The following is a 23,756-nucleotide window of genomic DNA, read 5'->3' as shown; positions in this document are numbered from 1 at the left end:
CGGCCGCACCGGCCTTCGAGCCAGAACAAAGGACCCGTATGACTACCCCAGCCACGCCCGCCCTCGAGGTGGACGGCCTCGGCCTGCAGATCGGCGGCGCCCGCATCCTCCAGGATGTCGGCTTCACCGTCAACGCCGGCGAGATGATCGGCGTGATCGGCCCCAACGGCGCCGGCAAGACCACCCTCTTCAACCTGATCTCCGGCGTGCTGCGCCCCACCGCGGGCAGCATTGCCCTGAACGGACGGCCGATCACCAACGAGCCGATCCACCGCCGCGCGAGGGCGGGGCTGGGCCGGACCTTCCAGACCTCCAATCTCTTTCCCCGGCTCTCCGTCCTGGAGAACGTCCGGCTCGCCGCGCAGGCCAAGCTCGGCGGAAGCCTGAACATCCTGCGCTTCCCCGGCTCCTCGGACGAGGCCACCCGGATCGCCCTGGACACCATCGCCGAGGTGGGACTCAGCGGCCAGCTCACGACGGCGGCCGGGGACCTCTCGCACGGCGAGAAGCGCAAGGTGGAGATCGCCGTGCTGCTGGCGACGGATCCCGCCGTCGTCCTCCTCGATGAGCCGATGGCCGGGGTGGCGTCGGGGGACGTCCCGTCCCTCACCGCGATCATCCGCGGCATGCACCGGGACCGCGGCTGCACCGTCATGATGGTCGAGCACCACATGGACGTGGTGCTGGGACTGGTGGACCGGGTGGCCGTGATGCACCATGGCAGCCTGCTGGCCCTGGACAGCCCCGACGCCGTCATGGCCAACCCCACCGTGCAAAGCGCCTACCTCGGAGAACCAGTATGAACCCCGCCGCGGACCCCCGCCCCGACACACCGGGCGGCGCCGCCCCCGGGTCCACGCCGATCCTCACCGTGGACCGCCTGAGCGCCAGGATCGCCGGCCAGCAGGTGGTGGAGGACGTCTCGTTCTCCGTCCCCGCCGCCGGGATCACCGCGCTGCTGGGCCGCAACGGCGTCGGCAAGACCAGCACCATCAAGGCCATCATCGGCCTGATCGACCGCTCCGGCGCGGTCACGCTCGACGGCGAGCGGATCGACAAGGACCCCACCTACCGGATCATCCAGCGCGGCGTCGGCTACGTCCCCGAGGACCGCGAAGTCTTCTCCAAGCTCACCGTCGCCGAGAATCTCCGCCTGGCCGAACGCGACGCCGCCCCGCGCCGCCAGCTGGTCGAGGAGCTGTTCCCGGACCTGCTGGCCCGCGCCGGCCAGATGGCCGGGACGCTTTCCGGCGGCCAGCAGCAGATGGTCTCGCTGGCCCGTGCCCTGCTGAACACCAACAAGGTCCTGCTGGTCGACGAACCCACCAAGGGCCTGGCCCCCAAGATCGTCGGCGAGGTCGCCGAGACCCTCGCCGAGGCCGCGCGGACCGTGCCTATCCTGCTGGTGGAACAGAACCTCCAGGTGGTCCGCCAGCTCGCCGGGGACGCCGTCGTCCTCTCCGGCGGCCGCGTGGTCCACACCGGCCCCGCGCAGGAATTCCTCGACGACGCCGCCCTGATCCAGCGCCACCTCGGCGTCGCCAACGACCCGCACCCGGGTGCGGACCAGGCCTCCCACGCTGCCGTGAAAGGCGCCGCCCAGTGAGTACCGTCATCCTCCTGCTCTTCACCGGCCTCGGCCTCGGGGCGCTGTACTTCCTCGTCGCCGCCGGCCTGTCCCTGATCTACGGCCTGATGGGCGTGCTCAACTTCGCCCACGGGGCCTTCCTGACCCTCGGCGCCTTCACCGGCTGGGAAATCGCCCGCCGCGCCGGGTCCGACAACTGGGGGATCTTCCTGGTCTCCCTGCTGATCGGGGCCGCCGCCGGCGCCGCGTTCGCGGCCTTCACCGAGTTCGTCCTGATCCGGCGCCTTTACCAGCGCCACATCGAACAGGTCCTGGTCACCCTGGGCCTGTCGCTGGCCACCGTCGCCCTGTTCGACGGCATTTGGGGGACCGACCCGGTCTTCATCCAGGGACCGGCCTGGTTCAAGGACACCACCGACATCCTGGGCGCCCGGGTCCCCAACGACCGGTTCGTCTGCATCCTCGCGGCCGCCCTGGTGCTGCTGGCCCTGGTCTTCTTCCTCAAGAAGACCCGCTACGGCATGATCATCCGCGCCGGCGTCGAGAACCGCTCCATGGTCACCGCCCTGGGCATCGACGTCCGTAAAGCCTTCACCCTGGTCTTCACGATCGGCGGCGCCGCGGCCGGCCTGGGCGGCGTCCTCGCCTCGCACTACTTCGGCTACGTCTCACCGATGCTCGGCGGCTCGCTGCTGATCTTCGCCTTCATCGTCACGGTGATCGGCGGGCTCGGCTCGCTCACCGGCGCGGCCATCGCCGCCGTCGCCGTCGCCGTCCTGCAGCAGTTCGCCAACTTCTACCTCGGCGGCACCGGCGACTTCGTCGTCGTGCTGGCCCTCGGCGTCGTACTGCTCGTCCGCCCCACCGGCCTGCTTGGGAGAACCGCATGACCACCACCGGCAGCAACACCGACACCACCACCGGCGGCACCGCTGGCGACACCGGCACCGTCCGACGGTCCCGCCGCCCGGCTTCCACCCACGACGACGGCGCACGCACCGCGGGCACGCCCGGCACCGGCCGCGGCAGGGGAGGGCGGCCCGTCACGGGCCGCCGGATTGCCGGCTGGGCAGCGGGCCTGGCCGGGATCCTCCTCCTGGTCCTCCTGCCGCTGCTCAACCTGTCCCTGCCCGGCATCCTGCCCGGGCCCAGCTACACCCCGGGATCGCTGCAGCTGTTGGCCATGAGCATGCTGATGGCCGCCGCCGCCCTGACCTACCACCTGCTCCTCGGCGTCGCCGGGCTGCTCTCCTTCGGCCATGCCCTCTACTTCGGCGCCGGCGTCTACGGGCTCGCGATCATCCTGAAGAACCTGGAGATCCCGCTGCTGCCGGCCATGGGGCTGACCCTGCTGATCGTGATTGTGCTGGCGCACGTGGTGGGCAGCATCAGCCTCCGCGTCGGCGGCATCCCGTTCGCCATGGTCACCCTCGCGTTCGCCCAGGCCGGATCGGTGATCGTTGGCCGCAACCCGGACGGACGAACCGGCGGCGACGAGGGCCTGACCCTTCGCACGGACAACCTGCCCGAGGCCCTGGTGGGCGTCGTGAACACCCGGAACCTCTATTGGCTGGCCCTGGCCGTGCTGGTGGCCGTCTTCATCATCGTCGCCTGGGTGCAGTCCTCCCGCGCCGGCCACACCGCGGCCGCGGTCCGCGAGAACGAACTCCGTGTCCGCGTCCTGGGCCTGCAGCCGTACCTGGTGAAGCTGCTGATCTTCGTGGTCTCCGCGATCCTCGTGGGTGTGATTGGCATGGTGTTCCTGCTGCTGCAAAGCGGCGCGGTGCCCCGGGCCATCTCCTCGGACCTGACCATCACCCTGCTGGTCATGGTGGTACTCGGCGGCGTGGGCTCACGCTGGGGCGCCGTGATCGGCGGCGTCTTCTACACCATCCTGGACCAGCGGCTCACCGCGCTGGCCAACTCCGAGGCCGTCAAGGGCCTTCCGGACATCCTGCGGGTACCGTTGTCTGAACCGCTGTTCATCCTCGGCACGCTGTTCATCCTGGTGGTGCTCTTCCTCCCGGGCGGCATCGCCGGGACCGCGGAGCGGCTGGCGCAACGGCGCCGCGGCCGGGCCGGCAACGGCACCACCGAGACGCCGCGGGAAATTCTGGAGGATGCAGCATGACCACCGACACGGCTTCCGCCGCGGTCCACATCGCAGGCTCTGTTCGCGGGGACGGGCTCCACACCCTGGGCCGCTGGACCACCGACCGCAGCCACGCCACCCCGCACCGGGTCGCGATCGATGACCGGGGCTGCGCCCTGACCTACCTCGAACTGGAGCGCCGCGCCGCGGCCCTGGCCGAGGGGTTCCGCGAAGCCGGGTACCGGGTGGGGGACCGGGTGGCGAGCCTCACCGGCAACAGCACCGACCACGTGGTGGCGTTCTTCGCCTGCGCCAAGGCCGGCCTGGTGCTGGTGCCCCTGTCCTGGCGGCTCTCGCCCCGGGAACTGGCCGTGCAGCTGGAACTCGCCGAACCGCACCTGCTGCTCGTCGAGGCGGACCTGGACTCCCTGGGCGCCGCCGCCTGCGCCCTGCTGGCGCACCGGCCACGGACCGCGGCGCTGGGTCCGGGCGGGGTGGAGAAGTCCGTCCCGCCGCCTACCCGGGTCACCCCGGCGCCGGCCGAGCTGCCGCGGCAGTCCGTGCAGGACGACGACGCCCTGCTGATGATCTTCACCTCCGGCACCGAGGGGCCCAGCAAGGCCGCCGTGCTGACCCACGCCAACTGCTTCTGGAACAACCTCTCGCTCTCCCGCACCCTGGACATGGGCAGCAGTGACGTGGTCCTGGCCGTCCTCCCTCAGTTCCACGTGGGCGGCTGGAACATCCAGCCGCTGCTGGCCTGGTGGGTGGGGGCCACGGTGGTGCTGGAGCGCGGCTTCGATCCCGGCCGGGTGCTGCAGCTGATCGACGAACGCGGCGTCACCATGCTGATGGGCGTGCCCACCCAGTACCTGATGCTGGCCGAGCACCCCGACTTCGCCGCCGCGGAACTCGGCGGCCTCCGGCACGCCGTCGTCGGCGGGGCGCCCATGCCCGCGCCACTGCTGCGGATCTGGCACCGCAAGGGGGTGGCGCTGAGCCAGGGCTACGGCCTTACCGAGGCGTCCCCAAACGTGCTCTGCCTGCCCAACCAGGACGCCGAGCGGATGGTCGGCTACTCCGGCAAGCCCTACCCGCACGTCGAGGTGGCGGTCGCCGATCCCACCACCGGGGAGATCCTCGACGGCGCGGCCGCCGGCGAGCTCCTGGTGGGTGGCCCCGGCGTCTTCGCCGGCTACTTCCGCGACCCGGCCGCGACGGCGGCGGTCCTCGCCGGCGGCTGGCTGCACACCGGTGACCTGGTCGAGCGCGACGCCGACGGGTACATCAAGGTGGTGGACCGGCTCAAGGACATCTACATCTCCGGCGGCGAGAACGTCTCGCCCTCCGAGGTGGAGGCCGTCCTCCTGGCCCACCCGGCGGTGGCGCAAGCCGCCGTCGTCGGCGTTGAAGATCCCCGCTGGGGCGAGACCGGGCAGGCGTTCGTGGTGGTCCGGCCCGGGATGGCCACCGACGAGCAGGACCTGCTGGACCACTGCGCCGGCCAGCTGGCCCGCTTTAAGGTCCCGTCGCGGGTGGAACTGGTCGCCGGGCTGCCGCGCACGGCGCTGAACAAGGTGCTGCGCGCCCGGCTCCGGCAGGATCTCGCCGCCCGTCACTCGGACGGCGCCACCCCGACCACCGCATCAACCACCACTGCATCGACCCCCGGAGGCCGGCGATGAGCACCGCACCCCGCACCGCCCGCGGCACCCGCACCCGCGCCAAGCTGCTCGAGGCCGCCGAGGCCGTGTTCGCCTCGGTGGGCTACCACGACGCCTCGATCGTCAAGATCACCGAGGCCGCCGGCGTCGGACTCGGCACCTTCTACCTCTACTTCGACGGGAAGCAGACGATTTTCGACGAGGTGGTGGAGGACCTCAACCGCCGGGTCCGGCACGCCATGACCGACGCCGCCCGCAGCGCCGGTAACCGGATCGACGCCGAACGGGCCGGCTTCCGGGCGTTCTTCCGCTTCACCGCCGAGCACCCCGCGCTGTACCGGATCATCCGCCAGGCCGAGTTCGTCTCGCCCGGCGCCCTCCGCCTGCATTACACCCGGATCGTCAATGGCTACATCGAGGGCCTGAAGTCAGCCCAGCTCGCGGGGGAGGTCCGGGACATGGACCCCACCGTCGCGGCCTGGGCCCTGATGGGCATCGGCGAGCTGATAGGCATGCGCTGGGTGCTCTGGGACGAGGAAGGCGCCGAACCGGCCGCCGGCGCCCGGCCCGAGATTCCCGAGCACGTCTTCGAGGAAATGATGCAGTTCATCGAACGCGGGCTGGCCCCGGACCCCGGCCTTCCCGCCCCCACTACCGCCGCGAACCCCACCCGGCCCCAGGAAGGGACGAACCCATGACCCAGACCACCAGCCAGCAGACCTACCGGACCGTCGAGGTCCCCGTGCGCGGCGGCACCATGCACACCGCCATCTGGGGCCCGGAGGACAGCTCCGACGCCCCGACCATCCTGGCCGTCCACGGCGTCACCGCCTCGCACAAGTGCTGGGCGTACCTGGCCGAGGCGCTGCCCGACGTGCGGATCATCGCCCCGGACCTGCGCGGCCGCGGCCGCAGCAACGCCCTGCCCGCCCCGTACGGCATGACCTCGCACGCGGAGGACCTCACCGCCGTGCTGGCCGAACTCGCCCCCGGCCCCGTCGTCGTGGTGGGCCACTCCATGGGCGGCTTCGCCTCCGTGGTCCTCTCGGACCTGTCCCCGGAGCGGGTCCGGTCCCTGGTGCTGGTGGACGGCGGCCTGCCGCTGCAGGTCCCGGAGGGGCTCTCCGACGCCGAGATCGTCTCCTCCATCCTGGGCCCGGCGGCGGAGCGGCTCAACGCCACCTTCCCCAGCCGCGAGGTCTACCGCTCCTTCTGGCGCAAGCACCCGGCCTTCGCCTCCGACTGGGGCCCGTTCGTGGACGACTACGTGGACTACGACCTCCACGGCGAGGCCCCGGAGCTGAAGCCGGCCACCCGGTACGAGGCGATGGCGGAGGACACCGCGGACCTGCACCGGGGCTCCTCGCTGCTAAAGGCGCTGGCGGACCTCACGGTGGCGACGCAGGTGCTGCGGGCGCCGCGCGGGCTGCTCAACGAACCCGCAGGCCTGTACGCGCCGGGCTACCTCGAGACTTGGGCGGAGAAGCTGCCGTCCCTGCAGGTCCGGGACGTCCCGGACGTGAACCACTACACGATCATCATGGGCGAGCGCGGCGCGGCCGCCGTGGCAGACACCGTCCGGTCCGCCCTCGCCGGGGAGTAATTCCGGCGGGTTCCTAGCCGCCGGCGAACGGCGGCAGGACGTCGACGACGTCGTCCGGGGCCAGCGCCGTGGCGCGGTCCCGGACGGCCACCTCGTTGAGCAGGAAGCTGGAACGGGCCAGCAGCCGGGCCAGCGGGGGAGTGCCGGCGGGCGGGACCGGACGTTCGACGGCGAGCACGGCTTCGAGCAGGCCGGCAACGTCGGCGCCCTCGGGCAGCTGGAAAGCTTCCTCGTCGACGCCGGCGGCGGCGCGCGCGGCAGCGAAGTAACGGACGATCACGGGTGGGTCAGCCTCCGATGGCGCTCATGCTGCGGTCCGGCTGCACGAAGTCGGGGGCGTCGAGGCCCACGTGGTCCATGCCGTGGGCCTTGGGCTTGGCCCACATGGCGTCCTGCCAGCGTTCGGCGAGCTGTTCGTCGGTGGCGCCGCTGCGCAGCAGCCCCAACAGGTCCGTCTCCTCGTGCGAGAAGAGGCAGCTCATGATCTTGCCCTCGGCGGTGATCCGGGTGCGCCGGCAGTCCGCGCAGAACGGCTCGGTGACCGAGGCGATAATTCCCACGGTGCCCAGGACGGGTCCCTCCGCGGTGTCCGTGCCGGGGACCCGGGCGCGCACCTCGAAGCGTTCGGCCGGGGCGCCGTCGCGTTCCCGCGGGTCGGCGGACAGGACATAGTCCACGGACAGCAGGCCCCGGATCTCGGCGGCGGTGATCATGTTCCGTCGGGTCCAGCCATGGTCTGCGTCCAGGGGCATCTGTTCGATGAAGCGGAGCTCGTAACCGCGGCCCAGCGCCCAGGCCAGCAGGGAGGGGGCCTCGGCGTCGTTGATGCCGCGCATCAGGACCGCGTTCAGTTTCACCGGTCCCAGGCCCGCGGCCCAGGCGGCGTCGACGCCGGCGAGCACCTTGTTCAGGAACGGACGCCGGGTCAGCTGGGTGAAGGTCTCCTCGTGCAGCGAGTCCAGGGAGACGTTGATCCGGGTCAGGCCGGCGTCCTTCAACGCCTGGGCCTTCTTGTCCAGTCCGACGGCGTTGGTGGTCATGGAGATCGGCAGGTCCGGGTGCGCGTGGCGGAGGGAGCTGATAATGTCCAGCAGGTCCGCGCGGACCAGGGGTTCGCCGCCGGTGAGCCGGAGTTCGCGCACGCCCAGGCTGTCCACGCCGATCCTCACGATCCGGACGATCTCCTCGGCGCTCATCACCGCCGCCTTGGACAGCCACTCCAGGCCCTCGGCGGGCATGCAGTAGCTGCAGCGCAGGTTGCACTTGTCCGTCAGCGACAGGCGCATGTCCGTGGCGACGCGGCCGTAGCGGTCCACCAGGCCCGCGGGCAGCCCGGCCGGGCGTCCGGCCGGCTGCGGCGCCTGCGGACCGGAGCCACCCTCCGCGCGGGGCTGGGGCATGCCAAGCTGAACAGTCATAGTGTCAGGCTACGCCACCTGCGCCGGGGCATCACCGCACGGCAGCCGCGAATCCATCCAGCGAACGCAGCCGTGAACCCAGCGGGCGGACCCAGCCCGTGAACCCGGCGGCGAATCTCCCCGGCGAATCTATGCTGGGAGGATGAATACCCCGCAGCCGGTGGCGCAGCGACCGGGACCGCCCGGGCAGAAATCCGTGGGCCCGCGCATGTCCCGCTGGGCGGCGGCCTCCGGGCTGGCCGCGGTGGGAGCCGGCGTGGCCGCCGGCGAGCTCGCGGCCGGGTTGCTGAGCCCCTCGGTCTCTCCCGTGACGGCTGTGGGCGGCGCCGTGATCGACGCCGTCCCGCCCGGCGTCAAGGAGTGGGCCATCTCCCTGTTCGGCACCGCCGACAAGCTCGCCCTGCTCACCGGCATGGGGCTGGCGATCGCCGTGCTGGCCGCCGTCGCCGGTGTCCTGGAACTGCGCCGCCGCTTCGCCGGGGCGGCCGTCGTCGCGGTGTTCGGACTGGCCGGACTCGCCGCGGTGCTGGGCCGGCCGGAGGCGGACGGGGCTGCCGTACCCGCCCCGCTGCTGGCCGCCGCTGTCGCCGTCGTGCTGCTGCGCTGGCTGATCGGCGCCCTCCGTGACTGGCGAACGACGGCGGGGGAGACGCGCGGTGCCACGGCGCCGGATAGAGCGTTAGAGCCGGAGACGCCGCCGGAGACACTCCCAGCGGCACTGCCGGCCCCGGACACCGGGAAGGAACCGGCCACCCGACGCCGGTTCCTCCGCAACTTCTCCATCACGGCGGGCGTCGCGGCCCTCGGCGGCGTGCTCGCCGGCACGCTCCGCGGCGCCACCGCCGCCGTCACCGGCTACCGCAGCACCCTGGCGCTTCCCGCCCCCGCCTCGGCCGCCCCGCCCGTTCCCGCCGGCGCGGACCAGCAACTGCCAGGCCAGGGCCCGCTGGTGACCCCGGCAGACGATTTCTACCGGATCGACACCGCCCTGCGCGTCCCTGTGGTGGATCCCCGGACCTGGAAGCTCACGGTCACCGGGATGGTGGACCGGCCGGTGGAACTCGACTTCCAGGCGCTGCTCGCCAAACCCCTGATCGACCGGCACATCACCATCGCCTGCGTCTCCAACGAGGTGGGCGGGGACCTGATCGGCAACGCCCGGTGGCTGGGCTGGCCGGTCCGCGAGCTGCTGGCACAGGCCGGACCGCAACAGGGCGCGGACATGGTGCTCTCGCGCAGCGTGGACGGCTGGACCGCCGGGTCGCCGCTGGAGGCCCTCACGGACAACCGGGACGCGATCCTGGCTATCGGCATGAACGGTGCGCCGCTGCCGCTGGAACACGGCTTCCCGGTGCGCCTTGTCGTCCCCGGCCTCTACGGCTACGTCTCGGCCACCAAGTGGCTCACCGAGCTGAAGGTCACCCGCTTCGCCGCCGACGAGGGCTACTGGACCCCGCGCGGCTGGAGCGAGCGCGGGCCGATCAAGACCTCGTCCCGGATCGACGTGCCCAGCGCGGGCCGGAAGCTCCCGGCCGGGACGGTGACCTTCGGCGGGGTGGCCTGGGCCCAGCACCGGGGGATCCGCGCCGTGGAGGTGCGGGTGAACCGCGGCGACTGGAAGGCCGCCGAGCTGGCCCCCGGCATCTCCGCTGACACCTGGCGGCAATGGAGACTGGCCCTGCCGCTGGGGCCGGGCAGCTACGAGGTGCAGGTCCGCGCCACGGACGCCACGGGAGCCGTCCAGGTGGAGGCACAGGCCCCCGTCGCGCCGGACGGAGCCACCGGATACCACACGGTTACAGTTGACGTGACCTCCTAACCGGAGCGCCGCCAGACCCCTGCCACACCAGAACCCCAGTCCGCCGAGAAACCCAGCCCGCCGAGCCGAAGGACACGCACCCATGCACTCCCGACCCCAGCCCGCCGCGGCGGGACCGGCCAGCGTCGAGGCGCACCGGGACAAGGTCCGCGCGCTGCTGGCAGGCCTCGCCGTCCGCACCGACACCGTGCCGCTGGCCGACGCGCTGGGCCGCGGACTGGCCCGCGACATCATCGCGCCGCTGGACCTCCCGCCGTTCGCCAACTCCCAAATGGACGGATACGCCGTGCGCAGCGCGGACCTGGCCGAGGGCGGCACCGAGCTGCGCGTCACCGACCCGGTGCCCGCGGGCGCCCAACCCGCCGCCCTGGCCGCCGGGACCGCGGCCCCGATCATGACCGGGGCAATGATCCCGCCGGGTGCGGACGCCGTCGTACCGATCGAAGCGGCCGAGCCGGACGTCTTCCCCGAACCCGGCAGCCCCGCCACCGTCCGGCTGCCCGCCACGGCCACGGGAACCTACGTCCGCGCCGCCGGCAGCGACATCGCCGCCGGGACCCGGGCGCTGGCCGCCGGCACCTACCTGGGCCCCGGGCAGCTGGGACTGCTCGCCGCCCTGGGCCTCGCCGAGGCGCCGGTGCACGCCGCCCCGACGGTGCTGCTGGTCACCACCGGCGACGAGGTGGTGGCCCCGGGCACGCCGCTGGAGGCCGGCAAGATCTACGACGCCAACTCCACCCTGCTCGACTCCGGGCTGCGGCAGGCCGGCCTGGCCGTCACCCGCGCCGGCATCACCGCGGACGACCCGGCCGCCCTCGAGCGGCTGCTCCGCGCCCACGCGCCCGCGGTGGACCTCATCATCACCACCGGCGGCGTCAGCAAGGGCGCCTACGAGGTGGTCCGGCAGGCCCTGGAGGGCCACGGCGTCGAATTCGGCTCCGTCGCCATGCAGCCGGGCGGACCCCAGGGGCTGGGCACCTTCGACGGCGTCCCGGTGCTGTGCTTCCCCGGCAACCCGGTCAGCTGCCTGGTCTCCTTCGAGATGTTCCTCCGTCCCGTCCTCACCGGGCTGCTCGGCAGTCCCGCACCCCGGACCGCCGTCCGCGCCCGGCTGGCCGCGCCGCTGACCTCGCCCGCGGCCAAAGACCAGGTCCGGCGGGGCACCCTTACCCCGGATGGCACCGTGCACCTGGAGGGCGGCCCCGGCTCACACCTGGTGCACGCCCTGGCCCTCTCCAACGCCCTGGTGCACGTCCCGGCCGGTACCGCGGAGCTCGCCGCCGGCGATGAGGTGGAAGTATGGGTGCTGTGAACGACGCAGAACTCTCCCCGCCCGCGCTGACACATCTCCGCCGGGACGGCACCGCCCAGATGGTCGATGTCTCCACCAAGGCCGAGACCACCCGCGAGGCCACCGCCACCGCCACCGTGCACAGCACCGCTGAGGTCCTCTCGCTCCTGGGGTCCGGGGACCTGCCCAAGGGCGACGCGCTCGCCGTCGCCCGGGTCGCCGGCATCATGGCCGCCAAGAAGACGCCGGAGCTGATCCCGCTGTGCCACCCGCTGCCCATCAGCAAGGTCACGGTGGACTTCGAGCTCGGCACGGACACCGTCACCGTCTTCGCCACCGTGAAGACCCGCGGCGTGACCGGGGTGGAGATGGAGGCCCTCACCGCGGTCTCCGTCGCCGCCCTGAGCGTCTACGACATGATCAAGGCCGTCGACAAGCACGCCGTGCTCAACGACATCAAGGTCCTGGCCAAGAGCGGCGGCAAGAGCGGGGACTGGACCCTGTGAGCAGCCACGAATCCCACCAGCACCCCGAACCCCACACCCACGGGGAACCCCATACCCACGGCGAGGTGACCGGTCGGAAGGCGGGGATCGTGATCGCCTCCACCCGCGCCGCCGCCGGAGTCTACGAGGACCTCACCGGCCCCGTCATCGCGGACTGGCTGACCGAACACGGCTTCGAGACCTACCCGGCAATGGTGGTCCCCGACGGCGAACCGGTCGGTGCCGCCCTGCGCGCCCTGCTCAGCCAGCGCCCCTCGGTGATCATCACCAGCGGGGGCACCGGCCTCAGCCCCACCGACTCCACCCCGGAACAGACCCTCCCGCTGCTGGACCGCGAGATCCCCGGCATCATGGAGGGGCTGCGGGCCGTCGGCGCCGCCAAGACACCCACCGCGCTGCTCAGCCGCGGCCACGCCGGCGCCGCGGGCACCACCTTCATCGTCAACCTGCCCGGATCGCCCAAGGGCGTGATGGACGGCCTTGGCGTCCTCGACCCGATCCTCGGCCACCTCTGCGACCAGCTGGAAGGCACCCATGGGCACTGACGCCACCAACCCCAACGCCACCACAACCGACAGCACCACTTCTGACAGCACCGCGTCCGACGGCGCCGTCGGCGGCGCCACGTTCGACATCGTCCACGCCGTCCTCAGCGCCGAGCCCATCTCCGTCGACCAGGCCATCGCCGCCGTGGAGTCGGACACGGCCGGCGCCGTCGTCAGCTTCAGCGGCGTCGTCCGGAACCACGACGGCGGCAAGCCGGTGGACCGGCTGAGCTACAGCGCGCACCCCACCGCCCACCAGGTGATGGCCGACGTCGTCGCCGGGCTCGTCGCCGAACACGCCGCCGCCGGCACGGAGTCCAAGCCGGTCCGGATCTGGGCCGCGCACCGCACGGGCATGCTGGAGATCGGCGACCCGGCCCTGGTCTGCGCCGTCTCCGCCGCGCACCGCGGGCAGGCCTTCGCCGTCTGCGCCGAACTGGTGGACCGGATCAAGGAACAGGTGCCGATCTGGAAGGAACAGTTCTTCAGCGACGGCACCGTCGAATGGGTAGGCGCGGGGGAGTAGCACCTCCGGCGGCCTGTGCCCGCCGACGCCCGCAGCCAGCCGCCCGCGGCGCGTGCCCCGTTACGCGGGGCCGGTCCGGGCGGTAACGGTTCAGGCCGGCCAGCGCCCCGGCGGTAGGGTTGAGCGCATGACCGAACAACTCGCCGTCGCCGTCCTTGGCGCCAACGGACGCATGGGCGCGGAGGCCGTCAAGGCCATCGACGCCGCCGAAGACCTCACCCTCGTTGCCGCCCTCGGCCGGGGCGATTCCCTCGAAACCCTCACGGAGGCCGGCGCACAGATCGTCGTCGACCTGACCGTTCCCGAGAGCACCGAGGCGAACGTCCGCTTCGCCGTCGACCACGGGATGCACGCCGTCGTCGGCACCACCGGCTGGGACGCCGGGCGCCTGGACCGGCTCACCGCCCTCCTCGCCGGCCGGCCGGAGACCGGGGTGCTGATCGCCCCAAACTTCGCGCTGGGCTCCGTCCTGGCCTCCGCCTTCGCCGCCAAGGCCTCCCGCTACTTCGAATCGGTCGAGATTATCGAACTTCACCACCCGGACAAGGTGGACGCCCCCTCCGGCACCGCCGTGCGCACGGCCCAGCTCATCGCCGCCGAGCGCGACGCCGCCGGCGTGGCCCCCAGCCCCGACGCCACCACCAGCGAGCGCCCCGGCGCCCGCGGCTGCGACGTCGACGGCGTCCGGGTCCACAGCGTCCGGCTCCGCGGCCTGGTGGCCCACCAGGAGGTCCTGCTCGGCGGCCCCGGCGAGCAGCTGACCTTCCGCCACGACTCGTTCGATCGCGCCTCCTTCATGCCCGGCGTGCTGCTGGGTGTCCGCAACGTCGCGGCGCACCCGGGCCTCACCGTGGGCCTGGACGGCTACCTGGACCTGGGCCTCTGATGGCGAACGTCCTGGCCGCCTTCAAGGCAAACCGCACCAAGATCTGGGTGGGCGCGGTGACGCTCCTGCTCGTCTTCTACCTGGTGGTCTCGCTGCAGCGCTCGGTGCTGCTGCTCGGCGACCCCAACCTGGTGGCCAAGGCGCTGGGCCTGGCCTACCTGCTGCTGCCCATCGTCGGGGCCTGGGCACTGGTGCGGGAACTGCTCTTCGGCGCCCGCACCGAACGCCTGGCCAAGATCCTCGAGGCCGAGGGCGGCCTGCCGGAGGACACCCTGCCGCGCACCCCCGCCGGGCGGATCATCCGCGAGGCCGCCGACGCCGAATTTGAGAAGTACCGCGTCGAGGCGGAAGCCGCGCCGGAGGACTGGCGGTCCTGGTTCCGGCTCAGCTGCGCCTACGACGCCGCCGGCGACCGGAAGCGCGCCCGCGCGGCCATGCGCGACGCCGTCCGCCTGAACCGCGACGGCGGGAACGCCGGGGGACGCCCCGCCTAGCGGCCCGCGAGGGTTCGGCCCCGGCCCAGCAGGTTCGCGCCGTGGCCGGCCCACTCCAGCGGCCCGCGCCAGGACAGCGTCGCGAAGATCCAGCCCAGCGCCAGGACCGCCAGCGCCTGCGCCCAGAAGACGCCGTCGGGACTCCACCCGGACGGCAGCGGGTGGCCATGCAGGGACGCCATGACACACACGTGCGCCGAGTACAGGCTGAGCGTCATCGCACCGGCGCCGCGCAGGGGGCGGAGCAGGTCCAGCTCCACCCAGTCCGCCAGCCGGGCCAGCAGCAGGCAGGCCCCCAGCACCGCCGCCGCGACCCCGGAGGTGTGCAGCAGGTCCAGGCTGGTGCCCGAGTGCGGGGCCGCGGTGGCCAGCCACCAGCCGGAGCCCGACTGGTCCACGCCGGCGAGGTTGACCTGCAACAGGGACGCCAGCGGATAGTCGGGGTCACCGATCGCCGCCTGCAACGCCGCCCGGCCGCCCCGGTCCTCCATCAGCACCCCGCCGAACCACTTCGCGAAGACGGCGGCGGCCGTCCCGGCGGCCACCAGGCTGACCTGCAGACCGACCCGGCCCAAAGGCAGCCGGCCGAGCGCGAGTCCGATCAACAGGTACGTCAGCCACTGCACCACCGGGTAGTAGCCGGTGAGCAACAGGTCGCCGGCCACCCGGGCAGGCTCCGCGAGATCCGCCCAGCCGGGGTTGTGCCCCAGTTGCAGCGGCGGCTCCGGTGCCAGCAGCCACGGGCGCAGCAGGTAGGCGAGCACCGGGCTGGCCAGCAGCCACCCGGCGGCGAACGCGAACAGGCGCCCCGGCCGCAGCCCGAGGAAGGGCAGGATGCAGAGGAACAGGACGGCGTAATGCACCAGAATGACGGCGATGTTCACCTCGAGGGCCCCCACGCTGAGCCCGACGGCGGCCACCACCAGGGCGCGCAGGGCCACCCCGCGCCGTGCCGCCCAGAGCTCGCGCCCGGCGTAGGGCCGCTCCTTGCCGGTGGACAGCGCCAGTCCCACCCCGGCCAGGACCGCGAACAACGCCGCCGCCCGGCCCGAGAACGCCAGGCCCACCCAGGTGGGGGTGAGTGCCGCGTCGGCCTCGAAGGTGGGCAGGACGTGGGTGGCCATCATCCCCAGCAACGCCAGGCCCCGGGCGGCGTCGACGCCGGTCAGGCGGGGCGTCCGGGGCGTCCCGCCGGCGGTCCTGGAACGGGCAGCGGTACCGCGGGAGGTCATGCCTCGATCGTCTCACGAGGGCCGGTCACGACCCTTGTGTTCGAATATATGTTCGAATAAGATGAGCGGCATGAACCATCCACCAGAACCACAGCCGGCCGGGTTCGGGCCGTCCTCCGGGGTCCTCAAAGCCATGAGCCCCGGCGTCGTCGATTTCCTGTTCCGCCGATTGGTGGCCGGGGAGGCCGCGGAGGACCTCAGCTGGCACAACGAGGGAACCGCCCTGTCCGCCCAGCAACCCGGGGCCGAACTGGCACGCCGGCTCGCCGAGACCGACGTCGAGGCGCTCACGCCGATCGAGCTCTTCCACTACGTCCGCGCGGCGCAGCGGCTGGCCGCCTGGGCGGGGTCGCTGCGGGAGCAGGCGGTGGGCCGCTACTGCGCAGCGCCCGGCACAGCGGGCACCGCAGCTGCCGCCGCGCCCGAACGGGGATGATGCGCGTCACGTTGCCGTTATTGTTCTAACACTGCGGGGACAAGGTAACGTTTTTGCCATGGCTGACTCTGACATTCGCTCGTACACGTTTGGAACCCTCGTGACCGCCATGGTCACGCCGTTCACGAACGATGGTGACGTCGATTATCAGAAGTCCGCCGAACTGGCCTCCAAGCTCGTCGACGACGGCAACGACGCCCTCGTCATCTCCGGCACCACCGGCGAGACCTCCACCCTGGAGGACGACGAAAAGGAAAAGCTGTTCCGCGTCATCGTCGAGGCGGTGGGGGACCGGGCCAAGGTCATCGCCGGTACCGGCACCAACCACACCTCGCACTCGATCGAGATGGCCAAGCGGGCCGCCAAGGCCGGCGCCCACGGCCAGCTGATCGTCACCCCGTATTACAACAAGCCCAGCCAGGCCGGCATCCAGGCGCACATCGAGGCTGTCGCCGACGCGGCGGACCTGCCCGTCATGGTCTACGATATCCCCGGCCGCGCCGGCGTCCCGATCCTTCCCGAGACCATGATCCGGCTGGCGGACCACCCCCGGATCGTCGCCCTCAAGGACGCCAAGGCCGACTTCGCCGCCGTCACCAAGGTGCTGGCCAACACGGACCTTGACGTCTACTCCGGCGACGACGGCCTCACCCTGCCCTGGATGGCCGCCGGCGCCGTCGGGCTTGTCAGTGTTTCCGCGCACGTCGCGACCCGGCAGTTCCGGGCCATGATCGACGCCGCGCTTGCGGGCGACTTTGCCACCGCCCGCACCCTACATTTCGAACTGGACCCCGTGGTCCGTGCAGTGATGACCCACATTCAGGGCGCTGTAGCTGCGAAGCAAGTTCTCAAGTGGCAGGGAGTCCTGCCCAACTCGGTTGTCCGTTTGCCCCTCGTGGAGCCGGGCGAAGCCGAGATCGAAACAATCCGCGAGGACTTGGCGGAGGCCGGGCTCGTCTACGCCTGATCCGGCCCCGCGCCGCATCACGCCCCGACCTGCCATGCCCCGCCTGGAAAGTAGTGCACTATGACCCAAACCGCCCTCCCCGGCCTCGTCACGCCGCCGAAACTGGCCGCCAATACCCTGCGGATCGTCCCGCTGGGCGGCCTCGGCGAGATCGGCCGCAACATGACGGTCTTCGAAATCGGCGGCAAGCTGCTGATCGTTGATTGCGGCGTCCTCTTCCCCGAGGAGACCCAGCCCGGCGTCGACCTGATCCTCCCGGACTTCTCCTACATCGAGAAGCGCCTCGACGACGTCGTCGCCGTCATCCTCACCCACGGCCACGAGGACCACATCGGCGCCGTCCCGTACCTGCTGCGCCTGCGCAACGACATCCCCCTCGTCGGCTCGCAGCTGACCCTGGCGCTGATCGAGGCCAAGCTGCAGGAACACCGGATCAAGCCGACCACCATGATCGTCAACGAGGGCCAGGTCGAGAAGTTCGGCCCCTTCGAGTGCGAGTTCGTGGCCGTCAACCACTCCATCCCGGACGCCCTCGCGGTCTTCCTGCGCACCGCCGGCGGCACCGTGCTGCACACCGGTGACTTCAAGATGGACCAGCTGCCCCTCGACGGCCGCATCACCGACCTGCGCCACTTCGCAAAGCTCGGCGAGGAAGGCGTGGACCTGTTCCTCTCGGACTCCACCAACGCCGACGTTCCCGGCTTCACCACCGCGGAAAAGGAGATCGGCCCCACCCTGGACCGCCTCTTCGGCCAGGCGTCCAAGCGCATCATCGTCGCCTCCTTCTCCTCGCACGTGCACCGCGTCCAGCAGGTGCTCGACGCCGCGGCCAACCACAACCGCAAGGTCGCCTTCGTCGGCCGGTCCATGGTCCGCAACATGGCCATCGCCGCCAAGCTCGGCTACCTTGAGGTGCCCGCCGGCATCCTGGTGGACATCAAGAACATCGACAACCTGCCGGACAACCGCGTGGTGCTGATGTCCACCGGTTCCCAGGGCGAGCCGATGGCCGCGTTGTCCCGCATGGCCAACGGCGACCACCGCGTCGTCGTCGGCCAGGGCGACACCGTCATCCTGGCCTCCAGCCTGATCCCGGGTAACGAGAACGCCGTCTTCCGCATCATCAACGGCCTGCTCAAGCTCGGCGCGGACGTGATCCACAAGGGCAACGCCAAGGTGCACGTCTCCGGCCACGCCGCCGCCGGCGAGCTGCTCTACTGCTACAACATCCTCGAGCCGCTCAACGCCATGCCGGTGCACGGCGAGACCCGGCACCTGATCGCCAACGGCAAGATCGCCCTGGATTCCGGCGTGCCGGAGGAGAGCATCCTGTTGGCGGACAACGGCACCGTGATCGACCTGCGCGACCACGAGGCGGACATCGTCGGCCAGGTCGAGGTCGGCTTCGTCTACGTCGACGGCTCCAGCGTCGGCGAGGTCACCGAGGCGGACCTCAAGGACCGCCAGACGCTCGGCGACGAGGGCTTCATCTCGATCGTCACCGTCATCCACCGCGCCACCGGCAAGGTCGTCTCCGGCCCGGAGATCCACGCCCGCGGCGTCGCGGAGGACGACTCGGTCTTCGACGAGATCATCCCGAAGATCAACGTCGCGCTCGAGGACGCCGTCAAGAACCGCGACCACACCACGCAGCAGCTGCAGCAGGTCGTCCGCCGGGTTATCGGTACCTGGGTCAACCGCAAGCTGCGGCGCAAGCCGATGATCATCCCGGTGGTCCTCGAGGCGTAGGCCCCGGCAGCACCAGCAGCACCCGAACGGCTCCTCCCTCCGGTTCCGCCTCCGCGCGGCCCGGCCGGGGGAGCCGTCCGGCGTTAACCGGCCCCGCCGCGCCGTGAAGCCGCCAAGAGCGGGGGAACGCCGTGAGCCAGCCGGGCCGGGGAGCGCCAACATGGCCCGCTCCGCCCCGGAAATCCGGGGCATCCGGCCGGTCCTCGGGTACCGTGGCAGGTATGGCGACACGAACTACTTCCGCGCCTAGAGGCAACTCAAGCGGCAGCCCGAGGGGCAAATCAGGCACATCTTCGGCCAAAGGCTCCAGCGCAGCCGCGTCCAAATCCCGCACGCAGGGGACGGCCCGCACCCGGCAGATGGCCGCCGTCGAGCCGCACCAGCCCTGGCTGGTCCGCGTCGTCGCTGGCGCCTGGCTCGGCGTCGGGCACGTCCTGGGCGCCGGGATCCGCCGCATCGGCTCCGACGTCAGCGACCTCCACCCCGAGGACCGCCGCGACGGCGCCGCCCTGTTCAACCTGGTCCTCGGCGTTTTCGTGGCAACCTTCGCCTGGTGGGGCTTCCGCGGCTGGCTCCCGGACCTGGTCTACGGGATCGTTAACGGCACGTTCGGCTGGATGGCCCTGCTCCTGCCGCTGATGCTGTTCGTCTGCGCCTTCCGGCTCTTCCGCCAGCCGGTGGACGGCCGCGGCAACAACCGCGTCGGTATCGGCTTCCTCATCATGACCTTCGCCGGCTGCGGCCTCGCACACATCATCGGCGGCCAGCCCGGCGTCGCCGAGGGCTTCGACGGCCTCCGCCGCGCCGGCGGCATGCTCGGCTACCTCGCCGCCGCGCCGCTGGCCACCATCCACCCCGCCGTCCCGGTGGCCCTCTACAGCCTGCTCGCGTTCACCTCCCTGCTGATCGTCACGGCCACACCGTTCGGCGCCATTCCCTCCCGGATACGCGGCGCCTACGAACACCTCATGGGCATCGATCTCCGGGACGAGCCGGAGACCAACGCCCACGACCGCAGCTACCTCTACGAGAACGACGCCCCCGCGCCGAAGAAGAAGCGCAAGCGGCTCTTCGGCAAGGACCAGGACGCCGCCGACGCCCGCCTCGAGGGCTACGTCGGCGACGAGGCCTTCGAGCACGCCGTCGTCGACGACGAACCCGACGACGCCCACGACGACGGCGGCCGTCGCGGCCGGAAGGCACCCGCCGTCGCGCCCGGCGTGCGCCGGCCCACCCAGGCCGAGATCGCCGACGAGAAGATCAAGGCCGCCCAGCGCCTGGGCGCCGCGGCGGACGGCGCCACTCCGGAGAACGCCACCGAAGCGATCCCGCAAATCACCCCCGGCATGATCGCCGCCGGGTCCGTCACCGCGGGCGCCGCCGCCGCGCCCAAGGTCCCGGCCAACCCCGTCGCCCCCGCACCGCAGCCCACCCCGATCCCGCAGCGGACCGAGCAGCTCTCCCTCGCCGGGGACGTCACCTACACGCTGCCGGCCTCGGACTTCCTGACCCCGGGCTCCATCCCCAAGGAGCGCACGGAGGCCAACGACGCCGTCGTCGCCGCCCTGACCGACACCCTGACCCAGTTCAACGTGGACGCCACCGTGACCGGCTTCAGCCGCGGCCCCACCGTTACCCGGTACGAGATCGAACTCTCGCCCGGCACCAAGGTCGAACGCGTCACGGCCCTGTCCAAGAACATCTCCTACGCGGTGGCCAGCTCCGACGTCCGGATCCTCAGCCCCATCCCGGGCAAGTCCGCGATCGGCATCGAGATCCCCAACACGGACCGCGAGACCGTCTCCCTGGGCGATGTCCTCCGCAGCCAGAACGCCCGCCGCACGGACCACCCGATGGTGATGGGCGTCGGCAAGGACGTCGAGGGCGGCTACGTCGTGGCCAACCTCGCCAAGATGCCCCACTTGCTCGTGGCCGGTGCCACCGGTGCCGGTAAGTCCTCGTTCGTGAACTCGATGATCACCTCGATCCTGATGCGCGCCACCCCGGACGAGGTGCGCATGGTTATGGTGGACCCCAAGCGCGTGGAACTGACCGCCTACGAGGGCGTCCCGCACCTGATCACCCCCATCATCACCAACCCCAAGAAGGCCGCCGAGGCGCTGCAGTGGGTGGTCCGCGAGATGGACGCCCGCTACGACGACCTGGCCAACTACGGCTTCAAGCACATTGACGACTTCAACAAGGCCGTCCGCGCCGGGAAGGTCCACCCGCCCGTGGACTCCAAGCGCGTCATCCGCCCTTACCCGTACCTGCTGGTGATCGTGGACGAGCTCGCCGACCTGATGATGGTCGCCCCGCGCGACGTCGAAGACTCGATCGTACGCATCACCCAGCTGGCCCGCGCCGCCGGCATCCACCTGGTGCTCGCCACGCAGCGGCCCTCGGTGGACGTCGTCACCGGCCTGATCAAGGCCAACGTCCCGTCCCGGATGGCGTTCGCCACCTCCTCGGTCACCGACTCCCGCGTCGTCCTCGACCAGCCCGGCGCGGAGAAGCTGATCGGCCAGGGCGACGCCCTCTTCCTGCCCATGGGCGCCTCCAAGGCCATGCGCGTCCAGGGCGCCTGGGTCACCGAATCCGAGATCCACAAGGTGGTCGAGCACGTCAAGGGCCAGCTGCAGGCCGTCTACCGCGAGGACGTCGCCCCCGAGGCGGAAAAGAAGCAGATCGACGACGACATCGGAGACGACCTCGAGGTGCTGCTGCAGGCCACCGAACTGGTGGTCACCACGCAGTTCGGCTCCACTTCGATGCTGCAGCGCAAGCTCCGCGTCGGCTTCGCCAAGGCCGGCCGGCTCATGGACCTGCTCGAATCCAGGGGAGTGGTGGGACCCTCCGAGGGTTCCAAGGCCCGCGACGTGCTGGTCAAGCCGGACGACCTCGCGGCCGTGCTGGCGGCCATGAAGGGCCAGGAGGCCCCGGCCGCGGCCGACTCGCAGACCGCCGCGCTGAGCGACAACGCCAACGCCAACATCGCCCAGGGCGGCTACGCCGAGGACCTCGTGGCGGCGGACCTGGACAACCGCGCCCAAAGCGTCGACTACTATGACGGCGCGGACGGCGGCGAGGACGAGGGCTCCGAGGACGCCTGGTCGCTCACCGGCCGGTAACCGGTGCAGACGGTAGCCTAAGAGAGTGACTAGCGCCGAGAACAACCCCGGGTCCGCCCCGCAGATCTGGAACCTGCCCAACATCCTGACGATGCTGCGGATCGCGCTGGTGCCCTTCTTCATCTGGTGCCTCGTTGCGGATGCCCCGGGCCTGCACGCCGGCAACGGGCCGTGGCGCTGGGCCGCCGTCGCCGTCTTCGCCGTCGCCATCTATACGGATAAGCTCGACGGCGACATCGCCCGCAGCCGCGGCCTGGTCACCGACTTCGGTAAGATCGCGGACCCCATCGCGGACAAGCTGCTGATCGGTTCGGCCCTGGTGATGCTCTCCCTGCTGGGCGAACTGCCCTGGTGGGTGACCGCCCTGATCCTGATCCGCGAGTGGGGCATCACCGCACTGCGTTTCTTCGTTATCCGCTACGGCGTGATCCCCGCCTCCCGCGGCGGCAAGCTCAAGACCGTCGTGCAGACCGCGGCGATCTTCCTCTACGTCGTCCCGCTCGCCGCGATCGCCCCGTGGCTGGGCGTGCTGGGCTTCATCGTGATGCTCGCGGCCCTCGCCATCACGGTCTGGACCGGCGCCGAGTACGTCATCGAGGCCATGAAGCTCCGCGCCCGCGGCATCAAGGCGCAGCAGCAGAAGATCCAGGAGGGCGCCCCGTGACCGGCCCCCTGCACCCGGAAGCACAATCGACCTTGCACCCAGGGGCCCACCCCAACCTGCACCGCCTCGCCGGCGAAGCCGTGGAGCGGTCCGTGGCCGCCGGCCTGACGGTAGCCACGGCCGAGTCCCTCACGGCCGGCATGGTCGCCGCCGTCCTCGCCGACACGCCCGGCGCGTCCGCGATGCTCCGCGGCGGCGTGGTCGCCTACGCCAACCAGGTCAAGGCCGCGGTGCTCGGGGTCCCGGAGGCCCTCCTCGAGACGGCCGGATCGGTCGACGGGGACGTGGCCGCCGCCATGGCCGCGGGCGCCCGCCGCGCGTGCGGCGCCGACGTCGGCGTCTCCACCACCGGCGTCGCCGGCCCCGACGCCCACGACGGCAAACCCGTGGGCACCGTCTTCATCGGCGTCGCCACCGCGGAGGGCGCGGCGTCCTACCCCTACCATTTCGAGGGCAGCCGCCAGGAGATCCGGGCGCTCTCCTGCGGCGCCGCACTCGAACGGCTGCTCGACGCCGTCGGCGGTGCTACCGGACCGTAAAGTAACGGGGAACAAAACGTGATTTCGAATAGTTGTTACATTGTGTCGCCACCAAAGAAGGGCGGCGCATAGGATGAAGTCACCGAGACGTTCGCACCGAAACGGCGAACCGACCAACGAGGGAGCAAGGCGATACAGATGGTAAAGCAGCCCGTATCCGTAAACGGCGTTGTCCGCTGGAAGGATGTGGGCCTCGCCGATCAGGCTAAGAGCGAACAGAAGGAGCGCAAGATGGTTGTACTTCGTCACGAAATTGGCGACGTCCTGCGCGACGTCCGCCAGCGCCAGGGCCGTACCCTCCGCGAAGTCTCGCACAGTGCCCGAGTATCCCTGGGCTACCTGAGCGAAGTGGAGCGCGGCCAGAAGGAAGCCTCCTCGGAGCTGCTCTCCTCGATCTGCACGGCCCTCGATGTCCCGCTCTCCAGCATGCTCCGCGAGGTCAGCGACCGTGTCGCCGTGGCCGAGGGCGTGGCAGTGCCGGACACCGTTCCGCAGGAATTCTCCCAGCGGTACGGCCGTGACCTGGACAGTGAACTGAACGACGAACTGGGAACCGGACTGCTCTCGGGCGCCCGCTAAACCCAGCGTCACCCAAAGCATAGAAAA

At 71.3% G+C, this 23,756-nt stretch carries 24 protein-coding genes; 21 read left to right on the top strand and 3 right to left on the bottom strand.

Features of this window, described 5'->3' with window-relative positions; translation table 11 throughout:
• Positions 1–38 precede the first annotated feature (38 nt).
• From AB0305_RS15350 to AB0305_RS15320, 7 genes are read left to right on the top strand one after another with little or no spacing between them, the layout of a single operon-like run.
• Positions 39–803, top strand: a complete 765-nt coding sequence (locus AB0305_RS15350) for an ABC transporter ATP-binding protein (protein ID WP_364137178.1) — start codon at positions 39–41, stop codon at positions 801–803.
• Positions 800–1,606 (top strand): ABC transporter ATP-binding protein, encoded by an 807-nt coding sequence (locus AB0305_RS15345; protein WP_364137180.1) that lies wholly within the window; start codon positions 800–802, stop codon positions 1,604–1,606. Before AB0305_RS15350 ends, AB0305_RS15345 begins: the two co-directional genes overlap by 4 nt.
• Positions 1,603–2,478 (top strand): branched-chain amino acid ABC transporter permease, encoded by an 876-nt coding sequence (locus AB0305_RS15340; protein ID WP_364137182.1) that lies wholly within the window; start codon positions 1,603–1,605, stop codon positions 2,476–2,478. The genes AB0305_RS15345 and AB0305_RS15340 overlap by 4 nt, the downstream gene beginning before the upstream one ends.
• Positions 2,475–3,719 carry a branched-chain amino acid ABC transporter permease gene (locus AB0305_RS15335; RefSeq protein WP_364137184.1) on the top strand — a complete coding sequence of 415 codons (1,245 nt, stop codon included), beginning with the start codon at positions 2,475–2,477 and terminating at the stop codon, positions 3,717–3,719. The genes AB0305_RS15340 and AB0305_RS15335 overlap by 4 nt, the downstream gene beginning before the upstream one ends.
• The gene (locus AB0305_RS15330) at positions 3,716–5,365 is read left to right on the top strand and encodes an AMP-binding protein (RefSeq protein ID WP_364137186.1); all 1,650 of its coding nucleotides are present in this window, start codon (positions 3,716–3,718) and stop codon (positions 5,363–5,365) included. The genes AB0305_RS15335 and AB0305_RS15330 overlap by 4 nt, the downstream gene beginning before the upstream one ends.
• The gene (locus tag AB0305_RS15325) at positions 5,362–6,042 is read left to right on the top strand and encodes a TetR/AcrR family transcriptional regulator (protein ID WP_364137188.1); all 681 of its coding nucleotides are present in this window, start codon (positions 5,362–5,364) and stop codon (positions 6,040–6,042) included. The genes AB0305_RS15330 and AB0305_RS15325 overlap by 4 nt, the downstream gene beginning before the upstream one ends.
• Complete coding sequence (locus tag AB0305_RS15320) at positions 6,039–6,947, top strand: alpha/beta hydrolase (RefSeq protein WP_364137190.1); 909 nt, start codon at positions 6,039–6,041, stop codon at positions 6,945–6,947. Before AB0305_RS15325 ends, AB0305_RS15320 begins: the two co-directional genes overlap by 4 nt.
• A 13-nt stretch (positions 6,948–6,960) precedes the next feature.
• On the opposite strand, the gene AB0305_RS15315 is transcribed toward AB0305_RS15320, so the two are convergent.
• On the bottom strand, positions 6,961–7,227 hold the full coding sequence (locus AB0305_RS15315; RefSeq protein ID WP_364137192.1) for a MoaD/ThiS family protein: 267 nt from the start codon (positions 7,225–7,227) through the stop codon (positions 6,961–6,963).
• 7 nt (positions 7,228–7,234) lie between these two features.
• Positions 7,235–8,365, bottom strand: a complete 1,131-nt coding sequence (gene moaA / locus AB0305_RS15310; RefSeq protein WP_364137194.1) for a GTP 3',8-cyclase MoaA — start codon at positions 8,363–8,365, stop codon at positions 7,235–7,237.
• Between the two features lie 208 nt (positions 8,366–8,573).
• Here moaA and AB0305_RS15305 point away from each other — a divergent pair, with 208 nt between their 5' ends.
• The 7 genes from AB0305_RS15305 (at position 8,574) to AB0305_RS15275 (ending at position 14,432) form a co-directional block, all read left to right on the top strand.
• Positions 8,574–10,184, top strand: coding sequence for a molybdopterin-dependent oxidoreductase (locus AB0305_RS15305; RefSeq protein WP_364137327.1), 1,611 nt, complete (start codon positions 8,574–8,576; stop codon positions 10,182–10,184).
• An 82-nt stretch (positions 10,185–10,266) separates the two neighbouring features.
• Positions 10,267–11,496 carry a gephyrin-like molybdotransferase Glp gene (gene glp / locus AB0305_RS15300; protein ID WP_364137196.1) on the top strand — a complete coding sequence of 410 codons (1,230 nt, stop codon included), beginning with the start codon at positions 10,267–10,269 and terminating at the stop codon, positions 11,494–11,496.
• The gene (moaC, locus tag AB0305_RS15295) at positions 11,484–11,981 is read left to right on the top strand and encodes a cyclic pyranopterin monophosphate synthase MoaC (protein ID WP_364137198.1); all 498 of its coding nucleotides are present in this window, start codon (positions 11,484–11,486) and stop codon (positions 11,979–11,981) included. Before glp ends, moaC begins: the two co-directional genes overlap by 13 nt.
• Entirely contained in the window at positions 11,978–12,526 is a 549-nt protein-coding gene (locus AB0305_RS15290) for a MogA/MoaB family molybdenum cofactor biosynthesis protein (RefSeq protein WP_364137200.1), read from the top strand. Before moaC ends, AB0305_RS15290 begins: the two co-directional genes overlap by 4 nt.
• Positions 12,516–13,052, top strand: coding sequence for a molybdenum cofactor biosynthesis protein MoaE (locus AB0305_RS15285; protein ID WP_364137202.1), 537 nt, complete (start codon positions 12,516–12,518; stop codon positions 13,050–13,052). Before AB0305_RS15290 ends, AB0305_RS15285 begins: the two co-directional genes overlap by 11 nt.
• Before the next feature lie 127 nt (positions 13,053–13,179).
• Positions 13,180–13,938: a 4-hydroxy-tetrahydrodipicolinate reductase gene (gene dapB / locus AB0305_RS15280; protein WP_290258321.1), complete on the top strand. Its 759-nt coding sequence runs from the start codon at positions 13,180–13,182 to the stop codon at positions 13,936–13,938.
• The gene (locus AB0305_RS15275) at positions 13,938–14,432 is read left to right on the top strand and encodes a hypothetical protein (RefSeq protein ID WP_364137205.1); all 495 of its coding nucleotides are present in this window, start codon (positions 13,938–13,940) and stop codon (positions 14,430–14,432) included. The genes dapB and AB0305_RS15275 overlap by 1 nt, the downstream gene beginning before the upstream one ends.
• Here the strand turns inward: AB0305_RS15275 and AB0305_RS15270 are convergent.
• The gene (locus AB0305_RS15270; protein ID WP_364137207.1) at positions 14,429–15,664 is read right to left on the bottom strand and encodes a heparan-alpha-glucosaminide N-acetyltransferase domain-containing protein; all 1,236 of its coding nucleotides are present in this window, start codon (positions 15,662–15,664) and stop codon (positions 14,429–14,431) included. The two genes, AB0305_RS15275 and AB0305_RS15270, sit on opposite strands and share 4 nt — an antisense overlap.
• 70 nt (positions 15,665–15,734) lie before the next feature.
• Between AB0305_RS15270 and AB0305_RS15265 the strand changes: the two genes are divergently transcribed.
• The 7 genes from AB0305_RS15265 to AB0305_RS15235 all read left to right on the top strand — a co-directional run bounded on the left by AB0305_RS15265 (position 15,735) and on the right by AB0305_RS15235 (position 23,729).
• Complete coding sequence (locus tag AB0305_RS15265; RefSeq protein WP_364137209.1) at positions 15,735–16,100, top strand: hypothetical protein; 366 nt, start codon at positions 15,735–15,737, stop codon at positions 16,098–16,100.
• Between the two features lie 58 nt (positions 16,101–16,158).
• A complete protein-coding gene (dapA, locus tag AB0305_RS15260) occupies positions 16,159–17,067 on the top strand; it encodes a 4-hydroxy-tetrahydrodipicolinate synthase (RefSeq protein ID WP_290258317.1) in 909 nt (302 codons plus the stop codon).
• Between the two features lie 60 nt (positions 17,068–17,127).
• On the top strand, positions 17,128–18,816 hold the full coding sequence (locus AB0305_RS15255; protein ID WP_364137211.1) for a ribonuclease J: 1,689 nt from the start codon (positions 17,128–17,130) through the stop codon (positions 18,814–18,816).
• 221 nt (positions 18,817–19,037) lie between these two features.
• Positions 19,038–21,947, top strand: coding sequence for a DNA translocase FtsK (locus AB0305_RS15250; protein ID WP_366173317.1), 2,910 nt, complete (start codon positions 19,038–19,040; stop codon positions 21,945–21,947).
• 25 nt (positions 21,948–21,972) lie between these two features.
• Positions 21,973–22,611 (top strand): CDP-diacylglycerol--glycerol-3-phosphate 3-phosphatidyltransferase, encoded by a 639-nt coding sequence (gene pgsA / locus AB0305_RS15245; protein ID WP_364137215.1) that lies wholly within the window; start codon positions 21,973–21,975, stop codon positions 22,609–22,611.
• The gene (locus AB0305_RS15240; RefSeq protein ID WP_364137217.1) at positions 22,608–23,150 is read left to right on the top strand and encodes a CinA family protein; all 543 of its coding nucleotides are present in this window, start codon (positions 22,608–22,610) and stop codon (positions 23,148–23,150) included. Before pgsA ends, AB0305_RS15240 begins: the two co-directional genes overlap by 4 nt.
• A gap of 138 nt (positions 23,151–23,288) precedes the next feature.
• Positions 23,289–23,729 carry a helix-turn-helix transcriptional regulator gene (locus tag AB0305_RS15235; protein ID WP_290258312.1) on the top strand — a complete coding sequence of 147 codons (441 nt, stop codon included), beginning with the start codon at positions 23,289–23,291 and terminating at the stop codon, positions 23,727–23,729.
• Positions 23,730–23,756 lie beyond the last annotated feature (27 nt).

The organism is Arthrobacter sp. NPDC080086 (assembly GCF_040702285.1).
Note: the sequence above shows the minus strand (reverse complement) of the source record. Positions and strands in the feature narration are given on the sequence as shown.

Excerpts from the sequence above, each read along its gene's own strand:
- AB0305_RS15265 (WP_364137209.1), top strand. The coding sequence starts at position 15,735 with ATGAACCATCCACCAGAACCACAGCCGGCCGGGTTCGGGCCGTCCTCC.
- AB0305_RS15335 (WP_364137184.1), top strand. The coding sequence starts at position 2,475 with ATGACCACCACCGGCAGCAACACCGACACCACCACCGGCGGCACCGCT.
- AB0305_RS15250 (WP_366173317.1), top strand. The coding sequence starts at position 19,038 with ATGGCGACACGAACTACTTCCGCGCCTAGAGGCAACTCAAGCGGCAGC.
- AB0305_RS15330 (WP_364137186.1), top strand. The coding sequence starts at position 3,716 with ATGACCACCGACACGGCTTCCGCCGCGGTCCACATCGCAGGCTCTGTT.
- dapB (WP_290258321.1), top strand. The coding sequence starts at position 13,180 with ATGACCGAACAACTCGCCGTCGCCGTCCTTGGCGCCAACGGACGCATG.
- AB0305_RS15275 (WP_364137205.1), top strand. The coding sequence starts at position 13,938 with ATGGCGAACGTCCTGGCCGCCTTCAAGGCAAACCGCACCAAGATCTGG.
- AB0305_RS15320 (WP_364137190.1), top strand. The coding sequence starts at position 6,039 with ATGACCCAGACCACCAGCCAGCAGACCTACCGGACCGTCGAGGTCCCC.
- AB0305_RS15305 (WP_364137327.1), top strand. The coding sequence starts at position 8,574 with ATGTCCCGCTGGGCGGCGGCCTCCGGGCTGGCCGCGGTGGGAGCCGGC.
- AB0305_RS15235 (WP_290258312.1), top strand. The coding sequence starts at position 23,289 with ATGGTAAAGCAGCCCGTATCCGTAAACGGCGTTGTCCGCTGGAAGGAT.
- moaA (WP_364137194.1), bottom strand. The coding sequence starts at position 8,365 with ATGACTGTTCAGCTTGGCATGCCCCAGCCCCGCGCGGAGGGTGGCTCC.
- dapA (WP_290258317.1), top strand. The coding sequence starts at position 16,159 with ATGGCTGACTCTGACATTCGCTCGTACACGTTTGGAACCCTCGTGACC.
- glp (WP_364137196.1), top strand. The coding sequence starts at position 10,267 with ATGCACTCCCGACCCCAGCCCGCCGCGGCGGGACCGGCCAGCGTCGAG.
- AB0305_RS15270 (WP_364137207.1), bottom strand. The coding sequence starts at position 15,664 with ATGACCTCCCGCGGTACCGCTGCCCGTTCCAGGACCGCCGGCGGGACG.
- moaC (WP_364137198.1), top strand. The coding sequence starts at position 11,484 with ATGGGTGCTGTGAACGACGCAGAACTCTCCCCGCCCGCGCTGACACAT.
- AB0305_RS15285 (WP_364137202.1), top strand. The coding sequence starts at position 12,516 with ATGGGCACTGACGCCACCAACCCCAACGCCACCACAACCGACAGCACC.
- AB0305_RS15350 (WP_364137178.1), top strand. The coding sequence starts at position 39 with ATGACTACCCCAGCCACGCCCGCCCTCGAGGTGGACGGCCTCGGCCTG.
- AB0305_RS15325 (WP_364137188.1), top strand. The coding sequence starts at position 5,362 with ATGAGCACCGCACCCCGCACCGCCCGCGGCACCCGCACCCGCGCCAAG.
- AB0305_RS15345 (WP_364137180.1), top strand. The coding sequence starts at position 800 with ATGAACCCCGCCGCGGACCCCCGCCCCGACACACCGGGCGGCGCCGCC.
- AB0305_RS15255 (WP_364137211.1), top strand. The coding sequence starts at position 17,128 with ATGACCCAAACCGCCCTCCCCGGCCTCGTCACGCCGCCGAAACTGGCC.